Source organism: Streptomyces sp. NEAU-sy36 (assembly GCF_013423905.1).
Lineage (GTDB): Bacteria > Actinomycetota > Actinomycetes > Streptomycetales > Streptomycetaceae > Streptomyces > Streptomyces misionensis.
The window spans coordinates 4,888,406-4,911,123 of the sequence record NZ_CP058977.1; the positions used below are offsets into that span (position 1 = coordinate 4,888,406).

3 protein-coding genes are annotated in these 22,718 nt (G+C 75.6%); all 3 read right to left on the reverse strand.

Going from position 1 to position 22,718, the window contains the following annotated elements:
* Positions 1–2: 2 nt before the first annotated feature.
* Entirely contained in the window at positions 3–18,884 is an 18,882-nt protein-coding gene (locus tag HZZ00_RS22165) for a non-ribosomal peptide synthetase (protein ID WP_180328076.1), read from the reverse strand.
* A 447-nt stretch (positions 18,885–19,331) separates the two neighbouring features.
* The gene (locus HZZ00_RS22170; RefSeq protein WP_180328077.1) at positions 19,332–20,684 is read right to left on the reverse strand and encodes a serine hydrolase; all 1,353 of its coding nucleotides are present in this window, start codon (positions 20,682–20,684) and stop codon (positions 19,332–19,334) included.
* A 97-nt stretch (positions 20,685–20,781) separates the two neighbouring features.
* Positions 20,782–21,990 (reverse strand): cytochrome P450, encoded by a 1,209-nt coding sequence (locus HZZ00_RS22175; RefSeq protein ID WP_180328078.1) that lies wholly within the window; start codon positions 21,988–21,990, stop codon positions 20,782–20,784.
* Positions 21,991–22,718 lie beyond the last annotated feature (728 nt).

Consider the following 22,718-nt stretch of genomic DNA (forward strand, 5'->3'; position numbering starts at 1 on the left):
CCTCACCGTTCGTGGTCGTTGCCGCCGAGCGCGGCGTCTTCGTCGTCGGGGCCGGTGCCGTCGGGGCCGGCACCGAGGTCGTCGGCGCCGGACGCGGCGCTGTCGAATCCGGTGTCGCCGTACGCGGCGTCCTCCAGTTCGCTCAGGATCTGGTCCTCCACCACGTCCGCGAGGGCGGCGACGGTGCGGGAGACCAGGACGTCGCGGGGGGTGAGCGTGACGGCGAACGCGTCGTTGGCGCGGGAGGCGATGAGCAGGGCGCGCATGGAGTCGCCGCCGAGCAGGAAGTAGTCGTCCTCGGCGCCCACGGCCGTCTGGAGGGTCTCCTCCCAGATGGCCGCCAGCGCCTCCTCGGTGGGCGTGCGCGGTGCCACGTACTCGGCCCTGCCGCGCTCCTCGTCCGGCGCCGGTGCGGGCAGGGCCGCCCGGTCGGTCTTGCCGTTCTCGGTGAGCGGGAACCGGTCGAGCGCCACGAACGCCGACGGGACCATGTGGCCCGGCAGGAACCGGGCGGCCAGGGCCCGCAGTTCGGTCCCGGCCGGAGGTTCGGCGCCGGGGGCGGTGAGCAGGTGGGCGACCAGCCGCGGCAGGCCGGGTTCGTCCTCGCGTACGGTCACCACCGCGTCCAGCACGTCCGGGTGGCGCACCAGGGCCGCCTCGACCTCGCCCGCCTCGATGCGGTGGCCGCGCAGCGTGAGCTGGTGGTCGGTGCGCCCCAGGTAGCGCAGTTCGCCCCCGCTGTCGCGGCGCACCAGGTCGCCGGTGCGGTACATGCGGGTGCCGGGCGGCCCGAACGGGTCGGCGGTGAACCGGGCGGCGGTCAGTCCGGGGCGGCCGAGGTAGCCGCGGGCCAGCGCCGGTCCCGAGAGCCAGAGTTCTCCCGCGACGCCGTCGGGCACCGGCCGCAGCCGGGCGTCGAGGACGTAGGCGCCGGTGGCGGGCAGCGGGCGCCCGATGGGAGGCGCGCCGCCGTCCGCGGCCAGCGGCGCCGACCAGGTGGCGACGACGGTGGCCTCGGTGGGTCCGTAGGAGTTGACCATGCGGTGGTGCGGCGCCCAGCGGGCCACGAGGTCGGCCCCGCACGCCTCGGCGCCGACGATCAGGGTCTTCAGGTCCGGCAGGGTGCCCGGTGTGCCGGGCGGCAGGGTGGCGAGCGCGGCCGGCGGCAGCAAGGTGTGGGTGATGCGCTCGGCCCGCAGGACGTCGGCGAGTTCGGCGCCGAGCAGCGGTCCGGGGCGCGGGACGACGAGCCGGGCGCCGTGCGGCAGGGACATGCACAGCTCCAGCACGGAGGCGTCGAAGCTGGGGGTGGCGAAGGCCAGCACCCGGTCGCCCTCGGCCACCTGGTAGTGAGCGGCCTCGGCGGCGGAGAACGCGGCGAGCCCGCGATGGGTGACGACGACGCCCTTCGGGGTGCCGGTGGAGCCGGAGGTGTAGATGACGTAGGCCGCGTCGTCCAGGTCCAGCGGGCGCCTGCGGTCGGCGTCGCCGGGCCGGTGTCCGGGGACCTCGTCCGGGTCCGCGGCGAGCAGGGCGGCGATCTCCTTGGCGTCGAGGGTCAGGGCGGGGGCCGCGTCGCGCAGCATCAGCGCGATCCGCTCCTCGGGGTAGGCGGGGTCCACGGGCAGGAACGCGGCGCCCGCCTTGGCCACCGCGAGCTGGGCCAGCACCATGTCCACGGAGCGGGGCAGCAGCAGCGCGACGAGGTCGCCGGGGCCGGCGCCGCGGGCGATGAGCCGGTGCGCCAGCCGGTTGGCCCGCGCCTCCGCCTCGGCGAAGGTGAGCAGCAGACCGGGCGCGGCGAGCGCGGGCGCGTCCGGCCGGCGGTCGGCGGCGGCCTCCACGAGGGCGGGCAGGGTGACGGCGGACACCTCGCCGGTCTCCGGGCGGCTGGGCCCGCGCAGCAGCCGCTCGCGCTGTGCGGGCGGCAGCACGTCGAGGTCGTCGAGGCGGGCGGTGCCGTCCGTGCCCGCCAGGGTGTGCAGGGTGTGCAGCAGCTGCGCGGCCAGCGCGTCCGCCGTGTGCGTGTCGAAGTACCGGGGGTCGTAGCCGAGTTCGACGGCCAGCCGGTCGCCGGGCGAGACCACCACGGTCAGCGGGTAGTTGGTGGCCTCGCGGGCGTCCAGGTCGCGCAGGGCGAGCCCGTGGGCGCCCGCGGTCGCGTCACCGACGGGATAGTTCTCGAACACCACCAGGCTGTCGAACAGGCCGGTGCCGGGCGGCAGTTCGGTCAGGGCGTGCAGTGCGTTGAGCGGCAGGTGGTCGTGGCGCCGGTCCTCCGCCCGCGCCTGCTGCACCGCGCGCAGCCAGCCGGCCGCCGGCGCGCCGCCGTCGACGGCGATCCGGGCGGGCAGCGTGGTGATGAACAGGCCGGTGATGGTGTCGGCGCCGGGCAGGTCGGCCGGCCGCCCGGAGACGGTGGTGCCGAAGCACACCTCCGCCTCCCCGCTCCACCGGGCCAGCAGCAGCGCCCAGGCGCCCTGCACCAGGGTGTTCAGGGTGAGCCGGTGCCGGCGGGCGAACTCCTGGAGCCGGCGCGTCTCCTCGGCGCCGAGGCGCTGCGACAGCCAGTTGCCCGAGCGGGCCGTGGTGCCGGGGGCGGGCCTGCGGTCGTACGGCAGCGGGGTCGGGGTGCGCAGGCCGGACAGGACCCCGCGCCAGTGGTCTTCGGCGGGACCGGTGGCGCGGGCGGCCAGCCAGGCGGCGTAGTCCGCGAACGGGCGGCGCTCGGGAAGCCGGGGCCGCTCGCTCCTCACCAGGGCCTGGTGGGCGGCCAGTACGTCGGACAGGACGTGGAAGACGCTCCAGCCGTCCAGCAGGACGTGGTGGAAGGTCCATACGACCCGTACCGCGTCCGGGCCGAGCCGCACCAGGGCGAGCCGCAGCAGCGGGGCGCGCTCCAGGGCGAGGCCGCGGGCCCGCTCGTCCGCGAGCAGCCGCTCCAGCTCCGCCTCCCGCCGCTCCTCGGGCAGGGCGCTCCAGTCGTGCTCGGTGACCGGCAGGGTCACGTCCCGGTGGACGACCTGGAGCGGTACGGGGACGCCGTGCAGGGCGACGGAGGTGCGCAGCACCGGAGTGCGGTCGACGACGTGCTGCCAGGCCGCGGCGAGCGTACCCGGATCGCGGGCGCCGTCCGCCACGAAGGTGATCTGCTCGATGTACAGGCCGTGTTCGGCTTCGTCCAGGCCGTGCATCACCATGCCGGTCTGGGTGGGCGTGAGCGGGTACACGTCCGTGACGTCCGTCCCGTCGCCGGCGAGCCGGTCGACGGCGGCCTGGTCCAGGGGCGCGAGCGGGAAGTCGGAGGGGGTGCGGCCGCCGGCGCCGGGCTCGGCGCAGTGCCGGACGATCTCCCGCAGCTCGTCGGCGAGTTCGGCCGCGAGCCGGGAGACGGTCTCGCGCCGGTGCACCTCGCGGGAGTACGACCAGGTGAACTCCAGCCGGTCGCCGGTGACCCGGCCGAGGACGTCCAGCAGATAGGGGCGGTCCGCGGCGCGGTCCATGCCGCCGCTGAGGCCGTCGCCGTGGGGTGCGCCCAGCAGGCCACCGGGTGCGGGGTTCCGGTCCTGCCGGCCGAGGTAGTTGAAGCACACCGGCGGCAGCGCGGGCAGCGCGGCGCCGGCCGTGGGGTGCAGGTGGCGCAGCGCGCCGTAGCCGAGGCCGCCGTGCGGTACGGCCCGCAGGTTCTCCTTGACGGACTTCAGTACGGCGCCGGTGTCCGCGCCGCGGGGCACGTCCAGGGCGACCGGGTACACCGTGGTGAACCAGCCCACGGTGCGGGCGAGGTCGGTGCCGTCGAGGAGTTCCTCGCGGCCGTGGCCCTCCAGGGTGAGGGCCACCCGGTCCCGGCCCGTCCAGCGGGCCAGGACCCGGCCCAGCGCGGTGAGCAGGACGTCGTTGACGCGGGTGCGGTACGCGTCCGGGACGTCCTGGAGCAGGCGGCGGGTCTCCTCGGCGCCGAGTCCGGCGGTCACGCTCTCCTCGGTGCCGGCGGTGTTCGCGCCGCCGGTGCGGTCGGCCGGCAGGGTGATGCCGGTCTCCATGCTCTGCCAGTGGGCGAGTTCGGTGTCGAAGCCGCCCGCCTCGGTGTGCGCGGCGAGCCGCCGGGCCCACGCCTGGAACGAGGTGCTCTTGGCGCCGAGTCCGGGCCGTGCGCCGTCCCGCAGGGCGTGGTAGGCGGTCTCCAGGTCCTCCAGGAGGATCTGCCAGGACACGGCGTCCACGACGAGGTGGTGGGCGGCGAGCAGCAGCACCGGCCGTCCGGAGCCGCCCGGCCGGCACAGGGCGGCGCGCAGCAGCGGCCCGCGGGCCAGGTCGAACCCGGCGCCGAGGGCGGCGGCCACCTCGCGCGGCTCCGCGTCCCGGTGCACCTCCAGGTGCGCGGCGGTGTCGCCGGGCGCGGTGCCGTACTGCCGCCACCGCCCGTCCCCGCCCAGCTCGAAGCGGTGCCGCAGCGCGTCGTGGTGCTCCAGTACGGCGGCGAGGGCGGCCCGCAGCAGCGTCTCGTCGGGGTCGTCGGCCAGTTCGAAGGAGACCGTCTGGCTGAAGTGCGCGGGATTCCCGGTGAGCGTGTCGAGCAGCCAGTGCTGTACGGGGGTGAGCGGGGCGTCGCCGGTCACCGGGCCCTGCTCGGCGGTGACGGTTGCGGCGCCGTCCGGCACCTGCTCGGCGGCGGCGGCGAGTTCGGCGAGGGTCTGGTGGGTGAACAGGTGCCGGGGGGTCAGCGCGAGACCGGCCCGGCGGGCGGCGGAGACGATCTGGATGCCGAGGATCGAGTCGCCGCCGAGCGTGAAGTAGTTGTCGTCCGCGCCTACTTCGGGCACGCCCAGCACCTCGGTCCAGATGGCCGCGAGGGTGTGCTCCGCCGCGGTACGCGGTGGGCGGCCCGCTCGGGTGCCGACGGTGGACGCGGCCCGCTCGGGGGCGGGCAGGGCCCGCCGGTCGAGCTTGCCGGTGGCGCCGAGCGGCAGCCGCTCCAGCGGTACGACCAGGGCGGGGACCAGGTGGTCGGGGAGGCTGCGGGCGAGGAAGGCGCGCAGTTCGGCGGGGTCCGGCAGGCCGCCCGTACGGGGCACCGCGTAGCCGACGAGCCGGCGGTGGCCGTCCTGCTCCACCACACGGGCCGCTGCCGCCGCCACGGCCGGGTGGCGGGTCAGCGCGGCCTCCACCTCGCCGAGTTCGATGCGGAAGCCGCGCACCTTCACCTGGTCGTCGCCGCGGCCGAGGTAGCGCAGGTCGCCGCCGGCCGTCCAGCGGACCCGGTCGCCGGTGCGGTACATGCGGCTTCCCGCCGGGCCGAACGGGTCGGGCAGGAACCGGGAGGCGGTCAGACCGGGACGGCGCAGATAGCCGCGGGCGACACCGGTCCCGGCGAGGAACAGCTCACCGGGCGCGCCCACGGGCACCGGGCGCATCCGCTCGTCCAGCACGTAGGCGCGGGCGCCGCCGAGCGGCCGTCCGATCGGCGGGTCGCGGTCGGGGTCGGCGGGGTCGCAGGTGAAGGCGGTGGCGTAGACGGTGGCCTCGGTGGGCCCGTAGATGTTGCGTATCTCGCTGCCGGGGACGGCTTCCCGGACCCGGCGCACGGTCCGGGCGGGCAGTCCCTCCCCCGCGAGGACGACGGTGTCGGCGGTGATCCGTACGGCGTCCTCGGCGAGCAGCCGGTCCAGTGCCGAGGGCACCGCGCTGAGCAGCCCGGCCCGCCAGGGCCCGGGGCGCTCGGCGAGGGCCAGCAGGTCGCGGACGACCTCGACGCAGCCGCCGGCCAGCAGCGGGGCGAAGATCTCGAACACCGACACGTCGAAGTTGAGCGAGGTGGAGGCGATCACATGGGCGAGGCCGCGGCCGGTGAACTCGGCCGCCGCCCAGTCGGTCAGGGCGAGGACGGAGGCGTGGCTGACGACGACGCCCTTGGGGCGGCCGGTCGAACCGGAGGTGTGGATCACGTAGGCGGGGTGGCCGGGCAGCAGGACGGTGCGGCGTTCGCCGTCGCCGACCGGGGTGTCCGGCGTCCGGGTGTCCGGCTCCTCGTCCAGCAGGATCCGGGTGAACGGCCCCTCGGGCAGCCGGCCGGCGGTCGCGGCGGCGGTGATCACGGCGTCGGGCCGTACGTCCTCGAAGAGGAACGCGACGCGCTCGGCCGGGTACTGGGGGTCGACCGGCAGGTATCCGGCGCCGCTCTTGAGGACCGCGAGGAGCGCCACGATCAGGTCGGCGGTGCGGGGCAGGCACAGGGCGACGAAGCGCTCGGGCCCGGCGCCGACGGCGATGAGGCGGCGGGCCAGCCGGTTGGCGCGGGCGTCGAGTTCGGCGTAGGTGAGGCACTGGTCGCCGTGGCGGACGGCCGGGGCGTGCGGGGTGCGCGCGACCTGCCGGGCGAACGCGTCGGGCAGGGTGTCCCGCGGGAGGGCGGCCAGGGGTCCGCCGAGGCGGTCCACCAGCGCCCGTGCCCCGGCCGTATCGAGCAGGGGCAGTTCGGCGAGGGTGCGGCCGGGGTCGTCGGCCATGCCGGTCAGCAGGGTGCGCAGGCTCTCGCCGAGTGCCCGTACCGCCGGGGCGTCGAAGGCGGCCGGGTCGTAGTCCAGGTTCACGGCGAGGGTGTCGCCGGGTGCGACGACGACGCTGAGCGGGTAGTTCGTCGGTTCCAGGTCGCGTTCCTGCTCCATGGACAGGCCGTGCCGGGACAGGGCGTGCTCGTCGAACGGGTAGTTCTCGAAGACCAGGATGGAGTCGAACAGGCCGGTGCCGCCGGGTACTTCACTCCAGGACTGCAACTGGGCCAGCGAGACGAAGTCGTGGCGGCGGGCCTCGGACTGGGCGGCCTGGAGTTCGCGCAGCCACTCCAGCAGCGGGCGCTCGCCGTCGACGCGGGCGCGGGTGGGCAGGGTGTTGATGAACAGGCCCACCATCGAGGTGACGCCGGGCAGTTCGGCGGGCCGGCCGGAGACGGTCGTACCGAACACCACGTCGCTGCCGCCGCCGTAGCGGGACAGCAGCAGCGCCCAGGCGCCCTGGAGGACCGTGTTCAGGGTGAGGCCCGCGTGCTGGGCCGTCTCGCGCAGCCGTGCCGAGACGTCCGGGTCGAGGGTCATCCGCACGGTGTCGCAGGAGGAGGCGCGGTGGGCCTCGGCGGGCCGCCGGTCGCGGGGCAGTTCGGTGGGGGCCTGGAAGCCGGCGAGGGCGGTCCGCCAGTGCCGTTCGGCGCGCTCGGTGTCCTGTCCGGCGAGCCAGCGCAGGTAGTCGGCGAACGGCCTGCGTTCGGGCAGTTGGGGGCGGCGCCCGGAGGTGAGCGCGGCGTACCGCTCGCAGACCTCGTCGAAGACCTGGGCCGCGCTCCAGCCGTCGAGCAGGACATGGTGGAACGTCCACACCAGGCGGACCCGGTCGGGGGCGAGCCGGATCAGGGTGAGCCGCATCAGCGGCGCGGCGCCCAGGTCGATGCCCCGCTCCCGGTCCTCGGCGAGCAGCCGGTCCAGGTCGTCCGCGGTGCGGCCGGACCAGTCGTGGTGGGTGACGGGCACGGTGGCGCGGTGCCGGACGACCTGGAGCGGCCGCGGGGTCTCCTGCCACACCAGGTGGGTGCGCAGGACCGGGTTGGCGTCGGCGGTCTGCTGCCACGCCTCGGCGAGTGCCCGCGGGTCGGTGACCCCGTTCAGGACGAGCTGCACCTGGTTGACGTAGGTGCGGCCGGCCGGGTCGAGCAGGCTGTGGAACAGCATGCCGGCCTGCATCGGGGTGAGCGGGTAGATGTCCGCGACGTCCCGGCCGGTACCGGCGACGCGGTCGACGGCCGCCTGGTCCAGGCGGGCCAGCGGGAAGTCCGACGGGGTACGGCCGCCGGCGTCCGGGCCCGCGCAGTGCGCGACGATGTCGCCGAGCGCCCGCAGCACGCCCTCGGCGAGCGCGGTGACCGTCTCCTCGTGGTGCCGTGCGGCGCTGTAGTACCAGGTGATCTCCAGCCGGTCGGCCTCGACGCGGGCCACCACGTCCAGCAGGTGCGGGCGTTCGGTGCCGGGTGCCTCGGCGCCGCCCAGGCCGCCGGGCACCGCCCCGACCAGGGTGCCGCCGGCCCCGGACCAGTCGAAGCGGCCCAGGTAGTTGAAGCTGATGGCGGGCTCGGGTGTGCCGGTGAGCCGGGGCTCGCGGACGAGGTGGCGCAGGACGCCGTAGCCGAGGCCCCGGTCCGGTACGGCGCGCAGCTGTTCCTTGACGGCCTTCAGGGCGGTGCCCCAGTCGCCGGCCGGGACGGTGAGGGCGACCGGGTAGAGGGAGGTGAACCAGCCGACGGTGCGGGACAGGTCGACGTCCTCGAACAGCTGGTCCTCGCGGCCGTGGCCCTCCAGTCCGACGGCGACGGTCTCGCGGCCGGTCCAGTCGGCGAGGACCCGGCCCAGCGCGGTGAGCAGGACGTCGTCGACGCGGGTGCGGTAGACACCGGGGACGCGGCGCAGCAGGGCGTCGGTGCGGTCGCCGTCCAGCCGTACGGTCACCTCGCGGACGTCGGCCATGGTGTTGCCGCCGGTGCCGTCCGCGGGCAGCGGGTCGGCACAGTGCCGGGCGGTCCGCTCCCAGTGGTCGAGCCCGGCGGCGAAGGCACCGGCGTGGTCGCGCAGCCGCCGGGCCCACTCGTGCGCGGAGGTGGTGCGGGCGGGCAGTCGTACGGGCTCCCCCGACGCGGCCTGCCGGTAGGCGGTCTCCAAATCTTCCAGCAGGACGCGCCAGGAGACGCCGTCGACCAGCAGGTGGTGGGCGACCAGCAGCAGCCGGGCGGGCCGGGTGCCGTCGGCGGTGAACAGGCGGGCGGTGAACAGCGGTCCCGTCGCCAGCCGGAGTCCGGCGTGCGCGGCGGCGGTGACGAGTTCCTCGGCCCGCGGGTCGTGGACCTGGAGCAGGTCGGGCGCCGGGGCGTCGGCGGCGGGGACGTCCTGCCGCCAGGTGCCGTCGGCGGCGGTGGTGAAGCGGGCGCGCAGGGCGTCGTGGTGGGTCCACAGGGCGGTGAGGGCGCGGCGCAGGGCGTCCTCGTCCACCGGGCCCGCCGCCTCGACGACGACGGACTGGTCGAAGAAGTCGGCGTGCGCGGGCCGCGGGTCGAGGAACCAGTGCTGGATCGGGGTGAGGTCCGCCGCCCCGCTGACCGGTCCGCTGCCCGCGACGGCGGGCGCGGCGGAGCCGCCCGCGGCGGCGAGTCCGGCCACCGTGGGGTGCTTGAACAGGTCGCGCGGGGTGAGGGTGAGTCCGGCGGCGCGGGCGCGGGAGACGACCTGGATGCTGAGGATCGAGTCGCCGCCCAGCATGAAGAAGTTGTCGTCGACGCCGACCCGTGCCACGCCCAGCAGTTCCGACCAGATCCCGGCGAGGAGCCGCTCGGCGTCGGTGCGCGGGGCGCGGTGGGCGCGCTCGGATCCGGCCGACCAGTCGGGTGCGGGCAGCCGGCGCCGGTCGACCTTGCCGTTGGCGGTCAGCGGCAGCTCGGGCACGGTGACGAACGCGGCGGGCAGCATGTAGTCGGGCAGGCCGTCGGCCAGGTGGGCGCGGAGTTCGGCGGCGCCCGGCGCCGCGTCACCGGCCGGCACGAGGTGGGCGGCCAGCCGTTTGCGCCCGGCGTCCGAGTAGAGGGAGACGACGGCCTCGGCGACGGCGGGGTGGGCGGTGAGCCGGGCCTCGATCTCGGCGGGTTCGACACGGAAGCCGCGGATCTTGATCTGGTCGTCCGCGCGGCCGACGAAGTGCAGTTCGCCGTCGGCGCTCCAGCGCACGATGTCGCCGGTGCGGTACATCCGCGTTCCGGGCGGCCCGAAGGGGTCGGCGAGGTAGCGGGCGGCGGTGGCGCCGGGCCGGCCGGCGTAGCCGCGGGCCAGGCCGGCGCCCGCGAGGTACAGCTCGCCGGGGATGCCCGGCGGCTGCGGCTGGAGAGCGGCGTCCAGGACGTAAGCGCGCATGTCGTCCAGCGGGCGGCCGATGGGCAGTACGGCGGGCAGCGGGTCGCCGGAGCGGAAGGCGCGGCGGGTGGCGAAGGTGGTGGTCTCGGTGGGGCCGTAGCCGTCCACCACGGTCAGGCCGGGGCAGGCGTCCAGTACCCGGCGCACCACCGCGCCCGGCACCGCCTCGCCGCCGGTCCACACCTCGCGGGCGCCGCGCAGGCAGCCGGGGTCCTCCTGGGCGAGGAGCCGGAAGAGTCCGGCGGTCAGCCACAGGCAGCTCACCCGCTGTTCCGTGATGGCCGTGCGCACCTGGGCGGCGTCCAGGTCGGCGGCCGGCGCGAGGACGGCCGTGCCGCCGCGCAGCAGCGGCACCCAGACCTCGTAGGTGGCGGCGTCGAAGGCGTGCGGCGAGTGGACGAGGACCCGGTCGTGCCCGGCGAAGGCGCGGTCGAGGGCGAGGGCGGCGACGTCCCGCTGGCGTACCGCGACGCCCTTGGGGATGCCGGTGGAGCCGGAGGTGAACATCAGGTACTGGACGTTGTCGGGGTGGACGGCGGGCGGCGGCCCGTCGGGGGCGGGTCCGTCCGGGTCCGCAACGCGGTCGGCGCGCAGCACACCGCCGCCGGGCAGCAGCTGGCGGGCCGTCTCCTCGCGGGCGGCGTCGGTGAGCAGCAGGGCGGCGCCGGCCTCGGCCAGCATCCGGCGCAGCCGCCCGGCCGGTGCCCGGCCGTCCAGCGGCACGTACACCCCGCCCGTGCGGGCGAGGGCCAGCTGGGTGACGATCAGTGTCACGGACCGGTCCATCAGCACGCCGACCGGGGTCTCCGGGCGTACCCCGAAGCCGGTCAGGCGGGCCGCCAACCGGGCGGCTCGGGCGTCGAGTTCGCGGTAGGTGAGGTGCTCGTCGCCGGCTTCCAGGGCGACCGCGTCGGGGGTGCGGCGCGCCTGCGCGGCGAAGAGGCCGGCGGTGGTGGCGGCGGTCCGTTCGGTGGCGGTGTCGTTCCAGGCGCGCAGCACCTGCTCGCGGCGCTCGGGGGTGAGCAGCGGGAGCCGGGCGGGCGGGCGCCGGGTGCCGTCGGGCATCCCCGCGAGGAGCACGCGCAGGTACTCGGCCAGCCGCTCGGCGGTCCCCGCGTCGAACAGGTCGGGGTCGTAGCCCAGGCGCAGGGTCAGCTCGGGCCCCGGATAAGCGGTGAGGCTCAGCGGGTAGTTGGTGGTCTCGATGCCCTCCAGGCCGCTCACGCGCGGCCCGTGGGCGGCGGCGAGGTCGTCGTCCACCGGGTAGTTCTCGAAGACCACGATGCTGTCGAACAGCCCGACGCGTTCCGGCAGTTCGGTGAAGGCGCGCAGCCTGGTGAGCGGCAGGTGGTCGAAGCGCCGGTCCTCGCTCTGGTCGTGCTGGATGGCGCGCAGCCAGTCGAGCAGGGTGCCGTGGCCGGGGACGGCGGTCCGGGTCGGCAGGGTGGTGATGAACAGGCCGGTCATGGCTTCGGCGCCGGGCAGCTCGGGCGGCCGGCCGGACACGGTGGTGCCGAACACCACCTCGTCCCGGCCGGACTGCCGGGCCAGCAGCAGCGCCCAGGCACCCTGCACCAGGGTGTTGAGGGTCAGTCCGGAGGTCCGCGCCAGTTCCTCAAGGGCCCGGCTGGTGGCCTCGGGCAGGGTGACCCGCACGGCGTGGGTGGACTCGGCGCGGTGGCTCTCGCGCGGCTCGCGGTCGTACGGCAGCGCGGTGGCCTCGGTCAGGCCGGTCAGCCGGTGCCGCCAGTGCCGTTCGGCGGCCTCGGTGTCGCGGTCGCGCAGCCAGGCGAGGTAGTCCCGGTAGGGCGGGCGGTGCGGGAGGGCGTCCGGGCCGTCGCCGCCGTGCAGGGCGAAGACGTCGGAGAGGACCTGGAACAGGCTCCAGCCGTCGAGCAGCAGGTGGTGGAAGGACCACACCACGCGCACGGCGGTGTCGGAGACGCGGGCGAGGAGCAGGCGCTGGAGCGGGGCCCGGCCGAGGTCGATGCCCTCGGCGCGGTCGCGGGCCAGGAGTTCGTCGAGGCGGGCGCGCCGCTCCGGCTCTGTCAGACCCCGCCAGTCGAGGTGGGTGACGGGCAGGGCCGCGTGCCGCTCCACCACGAGCAGCGGCTCGGGCACGTCCTGCCAGACGACCCGGCCGCGCAGCACCTCGGCGCGGTCGGTGACCTGCTGCCAGGCGGCGGCGAGGGCGCTCGGGTCGGGCACGCCGTCGAGGTCGAAGGTGAGCTGCTGGAAGTAGACGCCGCGGTCGTCCTGGGACAGGCCGTGGAACAGCATGCCGGCCTGGGTGGGGGTGAGCGGCAGGACGTCCGCCACGGCCGCCGGGTCCGGGCCGGTGACCCGGTCCACGGCGTCCTGGTCGAGCCGGGCCAGCGGGAAGTCGGACGGGGTGCGCCCGGCGGTTCCGGGCCGGGCGGCGAACCGGGCCAGGTCCGCGAGCGCGTCGGCGAAGCGTCCGGCGAGTGCCCCGATGGTGTCCTCGTCGTGCAGCCGGTCCGAGTAGAACCAGGTGAACTCCAGTTGTTCGCCGACGAGTTGGCCGACGACCTCCAGGGCGTGCGGGCGCTCGGCCGCCGGGTCGGCGTCCAGTTCCAGCGGCCGGGCAGTGCCCCGGTACAGCCCGCCGGGTTCGGTCAGCAGCCCCATCCGGCCCAGGTAGTTGAAGCTGATCTGCGCGTCCGGGGTGGCGAAGTCCCCGCCGGGTCCGGTCAGATGGCGTAGCGCGTCGTGGCCGAGGCCGTGCCGGGGTATCGCGCGCAGCTGCTCCTTGACCCGCTTCAGTACGGCGTCCCAGTCGTCACCAAGGGCGGTGAGCGCGACGGGGTAGCGGGTGGTGAACCAGCCGACCGTGCGGCTGATGTCCAGTTCGGGGAAGAGTTCCTCGCGGCCGTGCCCCTCGACGTCGACCACCACCCGGTCCCGGCCGCTCCAGGCGCACAGGGCCCGGCCGAGGGCGCTGAGCAGGACGTCGTTGACCTGGGTGCGGTAGGTGTCGGGCAGGGTGTGCAGCAGGACCGAGGTGTCCTCGGGGCCCAGCCGTACGGTGACCGCGCGCTGCGAGGCGTACGTGTTGGCGCCGTGCTCGGGCCCGGTCGGCACCAGCGGTCCGGTGTCCGGGACGGCGCGGGCCCAGTACTCCCGCTCGTCCTCGAAGCCGCCGTCCGCCGCGTGGGCGGCCAGCCGGCGGGCCCACTGGCGCAGCGGCGAGGACTTCGCGGGCAGCGCCGCGGTGCCGTCGGCGCCGGTGCGGCGGGCCCGGTAGGCGCGGTCGAGGTCCTCCAGCAGCACCCGCCAGGACACGCCGTCGACCACCAGGTGGTGGACGGCGAGGTGCAGCAGCCGGGGCCGGCCGGGCGCGGTGTCGTGCAGCACGGCGCGCAGCAGCGGTCCGCGGGCCAGGTCGAACGGCCCGAAGTGCGGGGTGTCCGTGTCCGGGCCGGTGTGCCGGGCGAGTCGGAGCCGGGGCGTGTGCGCGTCGATGAACCACAGGACCTCGCCGTCCGGTTCGCCGGTGGCGGCGAACCGGGAGCGCAGGGCGTCGTGGTGGGCGACGAGGTCGTTCAGCGCGTCCTCCAGCGCGGCCGGGTCCAGGTCGTCGGGCACCTGGACGGACAGCGCCTGGGAGAAGTGCCCGGCGTCGTGCACGGGGGCGCCGAACAGCCAGTGCTGGATCGGGGTCAGCGGGGCCGTGCCGGTGGCCGTCTCCGCTGCCGGGGCGGTGGCGCGGAGCCCGCCCGCGGCGTCCGCGCAGCGGCCCAGGGCGGCGACCGTCTGGTGCCGGTAGACGTCCCGTGAGGTCAGGGCCAGGCCGTTCTGCCGGGCGCGGGCCACGACCTGGATGCTGAGGATCGAGTCGCCGCCGAGTTCGAAGAAGTTGTCGTCGACGCCGATGCGTTCGACGCGCAGCACCTCGGCCCAGATCGCGGCGAGCGCGCGTTCGGTGGGGGTGCGGGGCGCGACGTGCTGGACGGCGCGCACGGCGGGACCCGGATCGGGCAGCCGGCCCCGGTCCACCTTGCCGTTCGGGCCGAGCGGCAGGTTCTCCAGTACGACGACCGTCGAGGGGACCATGTAGTCGGGCAGGGTCCGGCCGAGTTCGCGGCGCACGGCCTCCGGTTCCACCCGCTCGCCGGCGGCCGGGACGACGTAGCCGACCAGGCGCCGGTGGTCCTCGCCGTCGCCGGTGACGGCGGTGGCCGCGGCCTCGGCCACGCCCGCGCAGCCGCGCAGCGCCTCCTCCACCTCGCCCAGTTCGATGCGGAAGCCGCGCACCTTGACCTGCTGGTCGATCCGGCCCACGTACTCCAGCCGGCCGTCGGCGCCGCGGCGCACCAGGTCTCCGGTGCGGTACATCCGCTCCCCCGGCGCGCCGAACGGGTCGGCGACGAACCGGGCGGCGGTCAGACCGGGACGCCGCAGATAGCCGCGGGCCAGGCCGCAGCCGCCCAGGTACAGCTCGCCGGTGACGCCGGGCGGCTGGGGCCGCAGGCGGCCGTCCAGGACGTAGGCGCGGGTGAGCGCGACCGGTTCGCCGATGGGCGGGGCCTGTTCCGGCAGCCGGTCACCGGCGAACCAGGCGGTGGCGTACACGGTGGCCTCGGTGGGGCCGTAGATGTTGGCGAGGCGGGCCGCGGGCATGGCGGCGCGCAGCTCGTGCAGGGTCTGCGCGGGCAGGGCCTCCCCGGCCAGTACGACGGTGTCCGCGGTCAGCGGTGCGCTGCCGCCCGCGAGCAGGCGGGAGACGACGGAGGGCACCCCGCTGAGCAGCCCGGCGTGCCGGGGCCCGGAGCCGTCGGCGAGGGCCGGTAGATCGGCGACCATCTCGACCGTGCCGCCGGCGGTCAGCGGGCACAGCAGCTCGAACACCGACACGTCGAAGTTGAGGGAGGTGGAGGCGATGACATGGCTCAGTCCGGCGTCCGCGAACCGCTCGCCCGCCCACGCGGCCAGCGCCGCGACACTGCGGTGGGTCACCACCACGCCCTTGGGCCGGCCGGTGGAGCCCGAGGTGTAGATGACGTACGCGGGATGGTCCGGCAGCAGCGGCGACGGCCGGTCGACGTCGGTCACGTCCGTGTCGGCCTGCCCCGCCTCGTCGCACTCGTCCAGCAGCAGCGGTGCGCAGTCGCCGGGCAGGGCGGCGGCGGTCTCGCGGGTGGCGAGGACGAGGGCGGGTCGGGCGTCGCCGAGCATCAGCCGGACCCGCTCGGCCGGGTAGCCGGGGTCGACGGGCAGGTAGCCGGCGCCCGCGGTGAGCACGGCCCACAGCGCGGGCACGAGGTCGGCGGTGCGCGGCAGGCAGAGCGCGACCAGGGTCTCGGGTCCCGCGCCGCGCGCGATGAGCAGCCGGGCCAGCCGATTGGCGCGCCGGGCGACCTCGGCGTAGTCGAGCCGGGTGCCCGCGCACACGACGGCGGTACGGTCCGGGGTGCGGGCCGCCTGCGCGTGGAACAGCTCGGGCAGCGTGCCGTGCCCGGTGCTCCGGGACCGGCGGGCGGGCGGGTTCCAGGTGTCCACCAGGGTGTGCTGCTCCTCGGCCGAGAGCATGGGCAGCTCGGCCAGCGGGCGGCCGGGACCGTCGGCCATGCCCTCCAGCAGGCGGTGCAGATGGGCCGTCAGGCGGGCCACGGTCGCCGCCTCGAACAGGTCCGTGTTGAACTCGGCGGTCAGCACGCAGCCGCCGTCCGCCTCCGGCGTGAACTCCAGGACCAGGTCGAAGCGCGCGGCCGGGCGGGGCAGCGGATGCTCCGCGAGGCGCAGCGCGCCGGAGCGCGGCGGGGTGGGCAGGGCGGTCTGCTGTACGACGAGCGCCTGCACCAGCGGGGTGCGGCTGGGGTCGCGGGGCGGGGCCAGTTCCTCCACGACCCGGTCGAACGGCACCCCGTCGTGGGCGAAGGCTTCCAGCACCGTCGTCCGCATGGTCTCCACGAACCGGTCCACGGTGGCCCGTTCGTCCACTTCGCCGCGGAGCACCACGGTGTTGGCGAAGAAGCCCGGCACGTCCTCCAGGTCGCGCCGGCCGCGCCCGGTGGTGACGGTGCCGAACGCGATGTCCCGCTGGCCGGAACAGCGGGCGAACAGCAGCGCGGCGGCGCCCGCGAACAGGGTGAACACCGTGGTGCCGCGTCCGGTGGCCAACTGGCGCAGCCGGGTGACCAGTTCGGCGGGCAGCGGGTGCCGGTGGGCGGCTCCGGCGGTGGTGCGCACCGCGGGACGCGGCCGGTCGGTGGGCAGTTCGAGGTGCTGGAGTCCGGCCAGGTGCCGCTTCCAGTAGGCGAGGTCGGCGGCGTCCGCGCCGGAGGTCCGCTGCCGGCGTTCCCACACCGCGAAGTCCGGGTACTGCACGCCGGGTCGGGGCAGGCCGTCCGGCTCGCCGGTGGTCTCGGCGTGGTAGAGGGCGGCGAGTTCGCGGGTGAGGATGCCCACCGACCAGCCGTCGGTGACGATGTGATGCTGGGCGAGGAGCAGCAGGTGGTCCTCGTCGGCGAGCCGCACCAGCAGGGCGCGGGTGAGCGGCCCGGACGCCAGGTCGTAGGGCCGGCGCAGTTCCTCGGTGAGCAGGTCCTCGGCGGCTTCGGCGCGGCGCGCCGCGGGCAGGACGCGGACGTCGGCGGTGCGCAGGGGCAGGTCCGGCTCGGCCGCGATCCGCTGGACGCCCTGTCCGTCCTCCGCCGTGGCGAACGTGGTGCGCAGGGCGGCGTGCCGGGCCGCGAGGCGGTGCAGCGACCGGCGCAGCGCGTCCGTGTCCAGGGCGCCGCGCAGCCGCAGCGACACACCGGTGTTGTACTCGGTGCCGCCCTCGCTGAGGTCGTCCAGGTACCACAGCCGCCGCTGCGCGCTGGACAGCGGCAGCGCGCCCTCGCGCGGGGCCGGGGCGATCGGCTCGGGGGGCGCGGCGACCGAGAGGTCGGCGAGGAGCGGGGCGAGCGCGGCGATGGTCCGCGCCGAGAAGACGTCCCGCACGGTCAGCCGGACGCCCAGTTCCTCGCGGATCCGGGACAAGAGGCGGGCGGCGAGGATGGACTCGCCGCCCAGCTCGAAGAAGTCGTCCGTCACGCCGACCCCGGCCACCCCCAGGACTTCGGCCCAGATCGCCGCGAGCGCCCGCTCCTCCTCCGTGCGCGGCGCCACGTGACCGCCCGCGGCCGTCCGCTCGGGCGCGGGCAGCGCCCGCCGGTCGATCTTGTTCTGCGGGGTGAGCGGCATCCGCTCCAGCACCACGACCGCGGCCGGGACCATGTGCGCGGGCAACAGCGCGGCGACGGCGGCACGGAGGGCGGCGGTGTCGAGGGGGCGTGGGGGGTGGGGCGCGGGGGCGGCCGGGCCAGGGGTGGCGACCGAGGCGGGGTCGGTGGCCGAAGCAGGGGCAGCGGCGGGGACCGGGGCGGCGGCCGAGGCGGGAGCCGCGTCGGGTTGCGGGGCGGCCGGGGTGACGTAGCCGACGAGGCGCTGGTGGCCCGGCTCGTCCTCGCGTACGACGACCACGGCCTCGCCGACGGCACCGGCACCGGCCTGGCGCAGGGCGGCCTCGATCTCGCCCGGCTCGATCCTGAAGCCGCGGATCTTCACCTGCCGGTCGAGGCGGCCCAGGAACTCCAGTTCCCCGTCGGGGGTCCGGCGGACCCGGTCCCCGGTGCGGTAGAGGCGGGCCCCGGCCGGCCCGAAGGGGTCCGGGACGAAGCGGGCTGCGGTCAGGCCCGGCCGGCCGAGGTAGCCGCGGGCCACCGCGTCACCGCCCACGTACAACTCGCCGTCGCTGCCGGACGGTACAGGCCGCATCGCGGCGTCGAGCACATACGCGCGGGTGTGCGGCAGGGCGCCGCCGATCGTCGGGGTCCCCCGGCCCGCGGTGAGCGGCCCGGTCCAGGTGGCGACGATGGTGGCCTCGGTCGGACCATAGGAGTTGATCATCCGGCGGCCGGGTGCCCAGAGGTCCACGAGCCCGGCGGGGCAGGCTTCGGCGCCCACGATCAGCGTGCGCAGATGGCGCCCGGCACCGGTCGCGGGGCTGGGCAGGGTGGCGAGCGCGGCCGGCGGGATCAGGGCGTGGGTGATGCGGTGCTCGTCCAGGACAGCGGCGAGTTCGTCGCCGAGCCAGGGGCCGTGCGGCGGTACGACGAGGGTGGCACCGCACAGCACCGAGATGAACAGCTCCAGGACGGAGGCGTCGAAGCTCGGCGAGGAGAACTGGAGCACACGGTCGCCGGGACCCACGGCGTACCGCTCGGCCGCGGCGGCGACGAAACCGCCGATGCCGCGGTGGGTGACCGTCACGCCCTTGGGGGTGCCGGTGGAACCGGAGGTGTAGATGACGTACGCCGCGCTGTCACCCCCGGCGCCCGGCTCCCCGCCCCGCTCCCTCAAGGGCTCCGCCCCATCACCGGCATCGAGCGCCCCGCCGCCCCGGCCCGCGTCGTCGAGGAAGACGGCGGGTACGGCGTCACCGGCACGCTCCCCGGCGCCCGGCTCCCCGCCCCGCTCCCCCGCGAACCCCACACCGTCCCGGCCGTCGAGTATCTCGCCCACCCGGCCCGCGTCGTCGAGGATGACGGCGGGTGCGGCGTCGGCAAGCATCAGTGTCCGGCGCTCGGCGGGGTAGGCGGGGTCCACGGGCAGGAAGGCGGCGCCGGCGCGGGAGACGGCCAGTTCGGCGGCGATCAGTTCCATGGAGCGCGGCAGCACCAGGGCGACCACCCGCTCCGGCCCGGCGCCCCGGCGTATGAGGTGTCCGGCCAACCGGTCGACACGCTCGGCGAGTTGACGGTAGGTCCAGGTACGCCGGCCGTCCGTGAGGGCCGGGGCGTCCGGGGTGCGGGCCGCCCAGGCGGCGAACAGCGCGCCGGTGGTCGCACGCTCTGCGGTCGTGCCGCTCTCCGCAGTACCGGCGGGTCCGGAGTGTGGCAGGGAGGACGCCGGTGCGGGCTTGTCGTGCGGGTCCGTCATGGGTCTAGTCCTTTGGAGAGCGGGACGATACGGCGCGGGCTACGGGGGCGGCCCGGTCCCAGCGCGAGGCGGCGCGCTGGGACCGGGGCACATCGGGGGTGTGTGACGGTGCTGGACGAGCGGGGGTTGCCGGGATGGGACGTGCGCGATCGGCGCCGGGCTGTGACGCTCGGCCGCGCGAGGCGGTACGGCGGTCCGGGCCGGGTCCGGGTACGCGATGCCGGGCGGGTCGTTCACCGGGGACGGGCGTCCGGCGAGTCGGGACCGGAAGCCGGGGCGAGGGCCGGGGCCCGGCGGCGGACATCCGTCGCACCCCGACCGGAACCGGAGCCGGATCCGCATCGGACATCGGCACCCGGAACGGGGCCCGGACCGTGCCCGTGACCGGGGCCCGAGCGGGGGCCGGGCGCCCGAGCGGCCGAGCCGGTGCCGGTGGTCCCGGCGCGCTCAGCCGTCGTCGGTGCGGCGCGCCGTGCGGCCGGATATCTGTATTCGGTCGATCCTCCCGGTGACCGGATCGCGGTGGAACCGGCCGCCGGGTTCCAGGATCCCGGTGGCCGGATCGCGCAGGTCGCACGACAGGTCGGCGTAGCAGACCAGCGGGAGCGCCAGGTCGCCGTCCACGGACAGGGCCGGCTCGCCGTCCGGACCGGCGGTGACGCGGTAGGTCGTACCGCCGTTGCGGTACGTGCCCACGCAGTCGGGCAGGGCGGCGCGGCGCCCCCCGGCCACGGGGCGTCCTCCGGCGGGCACCCGGATGCCGGTCAGCCGGGCGAGTTCCCCGGTGAGGTCGCGCCACAGCGAGGTCGCGCCGCCGGCGTTGCCCGTGAAGGCGACCACCACGCCGCTCTCCGGGTCGGTGCGCAGATGGCAGGACGTGCCCTGGGCGTTGCCGTCGTGGCCGTACCAGGTGCGGTGGTCCTGCTGGTAGACGGCGAGTCCGGGGCTCCAACCGTCGGCCAGGGTGCCGGGCCGGGCGGCGGGCTCGGGGCGGCGCATGTCCTTGGCGACGGCGGGCGGCAGCAGGTCGGAGCGGCCGGTCAGCGCGTTGCCGAACGCGGCCAGGTCCGCGGCGCTCGCGAGCAGCGCGCCGGCCGGCGCCTCCAGCGGCGCCAGGTTCTGCCGGGTCGCCAGCGCCTGTCCGGTGGCGGTGTTGACCGCGTGTCCCGCCGCCAGGGGACGGGCGGGCGAGGCGTCCCCGATGAACGCCGGTACGACACCGAGCGGTTCGAGCAGCAGCGCCTGGACCGCCTCGGCCCACGGCATGCCGGTGACGGTCTCCACCAGCCGTCCGGCGGCGACGTAACCGGCGTTGGAGTAGGAGAAGTCGGTGCCCGGCGGGAAGATCAGGTCCTGGGCGGTGCACACCGAGGCGAGGTAGCGGGCGGCGGTCGTCGCCGCGGCGGTGTCGGAGTCCGGTCCGGTGGGTAATCCGCCTGTGTGGCTGAGGAGTTGGCGAACGGTCACCTCGGGGACGGAGGCCAGCTCGGGGAGGTGCCCGGCGGCGGGTTCGTCCAGGTCCACGTCACCGTCGTCGGCCAGGAGCATGACGAGGGCCGCGGTGAAGGGTTTGGTGAGCGAGCCCAGCGGAACCGCCGTCTCCGGTGTGACGGGGGCGCCTGTGGAGACGTCGGCCGTGCCGGTGTGCACGGCGATGACGTCCGTGCCGGTGTCGAGGACCAGTTGGGCGCCGGGCACCCGGTGGGTGCGGGCGAGCGCGTCGAGCCGTTCGAGCAGTTCCCGGTGTAACAGCGAGGGGGTCCGGGACGCGGACGGAGCTGCGGGGATGATGTGCGGCATGAGAAGGGGACTCCCGTTGGGTGGGTCTCATGTGCGGGTGTTCGGGTCCGACCGGGCGCGAGCGGTGCGGGCCGGCCGGGCGCTTCGTGTGCCGGGCCTACGCTCTGCCGACCTCGACGGGCAGCTGCCGTACGCCGACGATCACGGCGGGGTTCTGGTGGGTGATGTCCTCGTAGGACGGGATCACCAGGGTGCGGAATCGTTCATGCAGCATACGCAGAGCGATCCGCGCCTCCAGCCGGGCCAGTGGCGCGCCGAAGCAGAAGTGGATGCCGTGACCGAAGGTCAGATGGGGATTGGGCGAGCGGGTCACGTCGAAGACGCCGGGCGCCTCGAAGCGGGCGGGGTCCCGGTTGGCGGCGCCCAGATGTGCCGTCAGGAGGGTGTCGGCCGGGATCTCGTGACCGCCGAGGACGACGGGCCTGGTCACCCGGCGGCCCAGTTCGGGGAAGGGGGGCAGCCAGCGCAGCACCTCCTCGACGGCGGTGGGAATGTGCGCCGGGTCGGCGCGCAGCGCCGCGTCGGCCTCGGGGTGCCGGTCGAAGGTGACGACGGCGTTGCCGAGCAGCGCGGTGGTGGTGATGTGCCCGGCGACCAGCAGCAGCGCCACGAAGCCGACCATCTCCTGGTCGCGCAGGCGCACGCCGTCCACCTCGGCGGCGATGAGTCCGCTGGTCAGGTCGTCGCCGGGGGCGGCACGGCGGGCGCGTATGTAGTCCAGCATGTAGCTGTTCATCTCGCGCACGGTGGGAGCGATGGCTTCCAGCGCCCGTTCCAGAGCGGCCATGTCCGGCGCTTCGCCGAGCTGGTCGCCGCCGAACAGGACGCTCGCCCACTCCTGGAACAGCCGGTGCTCCTCGGCGGGGATGCCGAGCAGTTCGGCGATCACGATGATCGGCAGCGGGTAGGCCAGCGCGTCGACCAGGTCGAACCGGTCTCGGTCGGCGACCCCGTCCAGCAGCCGACCGCAGATGGCCTCGATGCGGGGTTCGAGCCCCCGTACCACCCGGGGGGTGAACGCCTGGCTGACCAGGGTGCGGAGCTTGCGGTGCTCCGGCGGGTCCATGCCGACGAAGTTGCCCTGGGTGAAGGTCTCGAAGTCGGGCTGGGTGGGACTGAGAGCGGAGAGGTCCGAGGAGTACGTCGCCGGGTCGGCGAGCACGGCGGCGACGTTCTCGTGGTCGAGGACCTGCCAGACGCCCTGCGCCTCGTCGTGCCGTACCGGACCGGCCTCGTGCAAACCCTGCCAGCGGTCGGGTAACTCCTCCAAGAGGAGCCGACCGTCCGTCGGTTGGCTGCTGATCACCTTGTCTCCTTGCTAGCGCGTGCGGGCACAGAGGAGTCACACACACGGGGGTGGCGGGAACCGGCACGGGCTAGCCCGGAAGATCCGGGCAGCGCTGCGCGACCGTTCGGACGCGCGTAGCCCGCGAGGCGTACTGAGGACGGGTTGTTCGCATGTGCTGTGGAGCGGCGGGGCGGTCCGCTGCCGGGATGGACCGATGAGCGTCAACCCATGCGGGGCAGTACGCGGCGGCTGCGCGGACGCCCACGGCCCCGCGGCGAGTCCGGCCGCACGGCGCACCAACCCGACATAGCCCATCCCCCTTGATGAGACCTCCCGCGCGGCGATGGCGCGGGACCTCCCGGCTCGTATACGGACAACGGGACCGAAGGCCCCGGCTGTTCGGAACGCGGTGTGAGAATACGCAACCGCGGGGCATGCCGCCCCACAATCGGCATGATGCTCAGCCTTCACACCTTCGTTTCGATGGATCTCAGCCACAGTCTTCACGGCGAGTCACATGTAAGCAACCCCATGAAGTTTAACGGAGAGTACTCTGACGATCTTTTTGCGTCACCATGGAGCCATTTCGACGAGCCTCCGCACGCACACGGAAGCGCGGCCGACTCGTCGCCCCCGCGTGTGCCCCGGCGCCCCAGCCACAAACCGGCTCGGCGAAAATAACCCCTCGCAAGCCCCGACCGAAGCGGCGGCATCCCGCCACCCCCTCTGCCCAACGCCGCGAGCCG

Coding starts and splice junctions, on each gene's coding strand:
- HZZ00_RS22165 (WP_180328076.1), bottom strand. CDS start 18,884: ATGACGGACCCGCACGACAAGCCCGCACCGGCGTCCTCCCTGCCACAC.
- HZZ00_RS22170 (WP_180328077.1), bottom strand. CDS start 20,684: ATGCCGCACATCATCCCCGCAGCTCCGTCCGCGTCCCGGACCCCCTCG.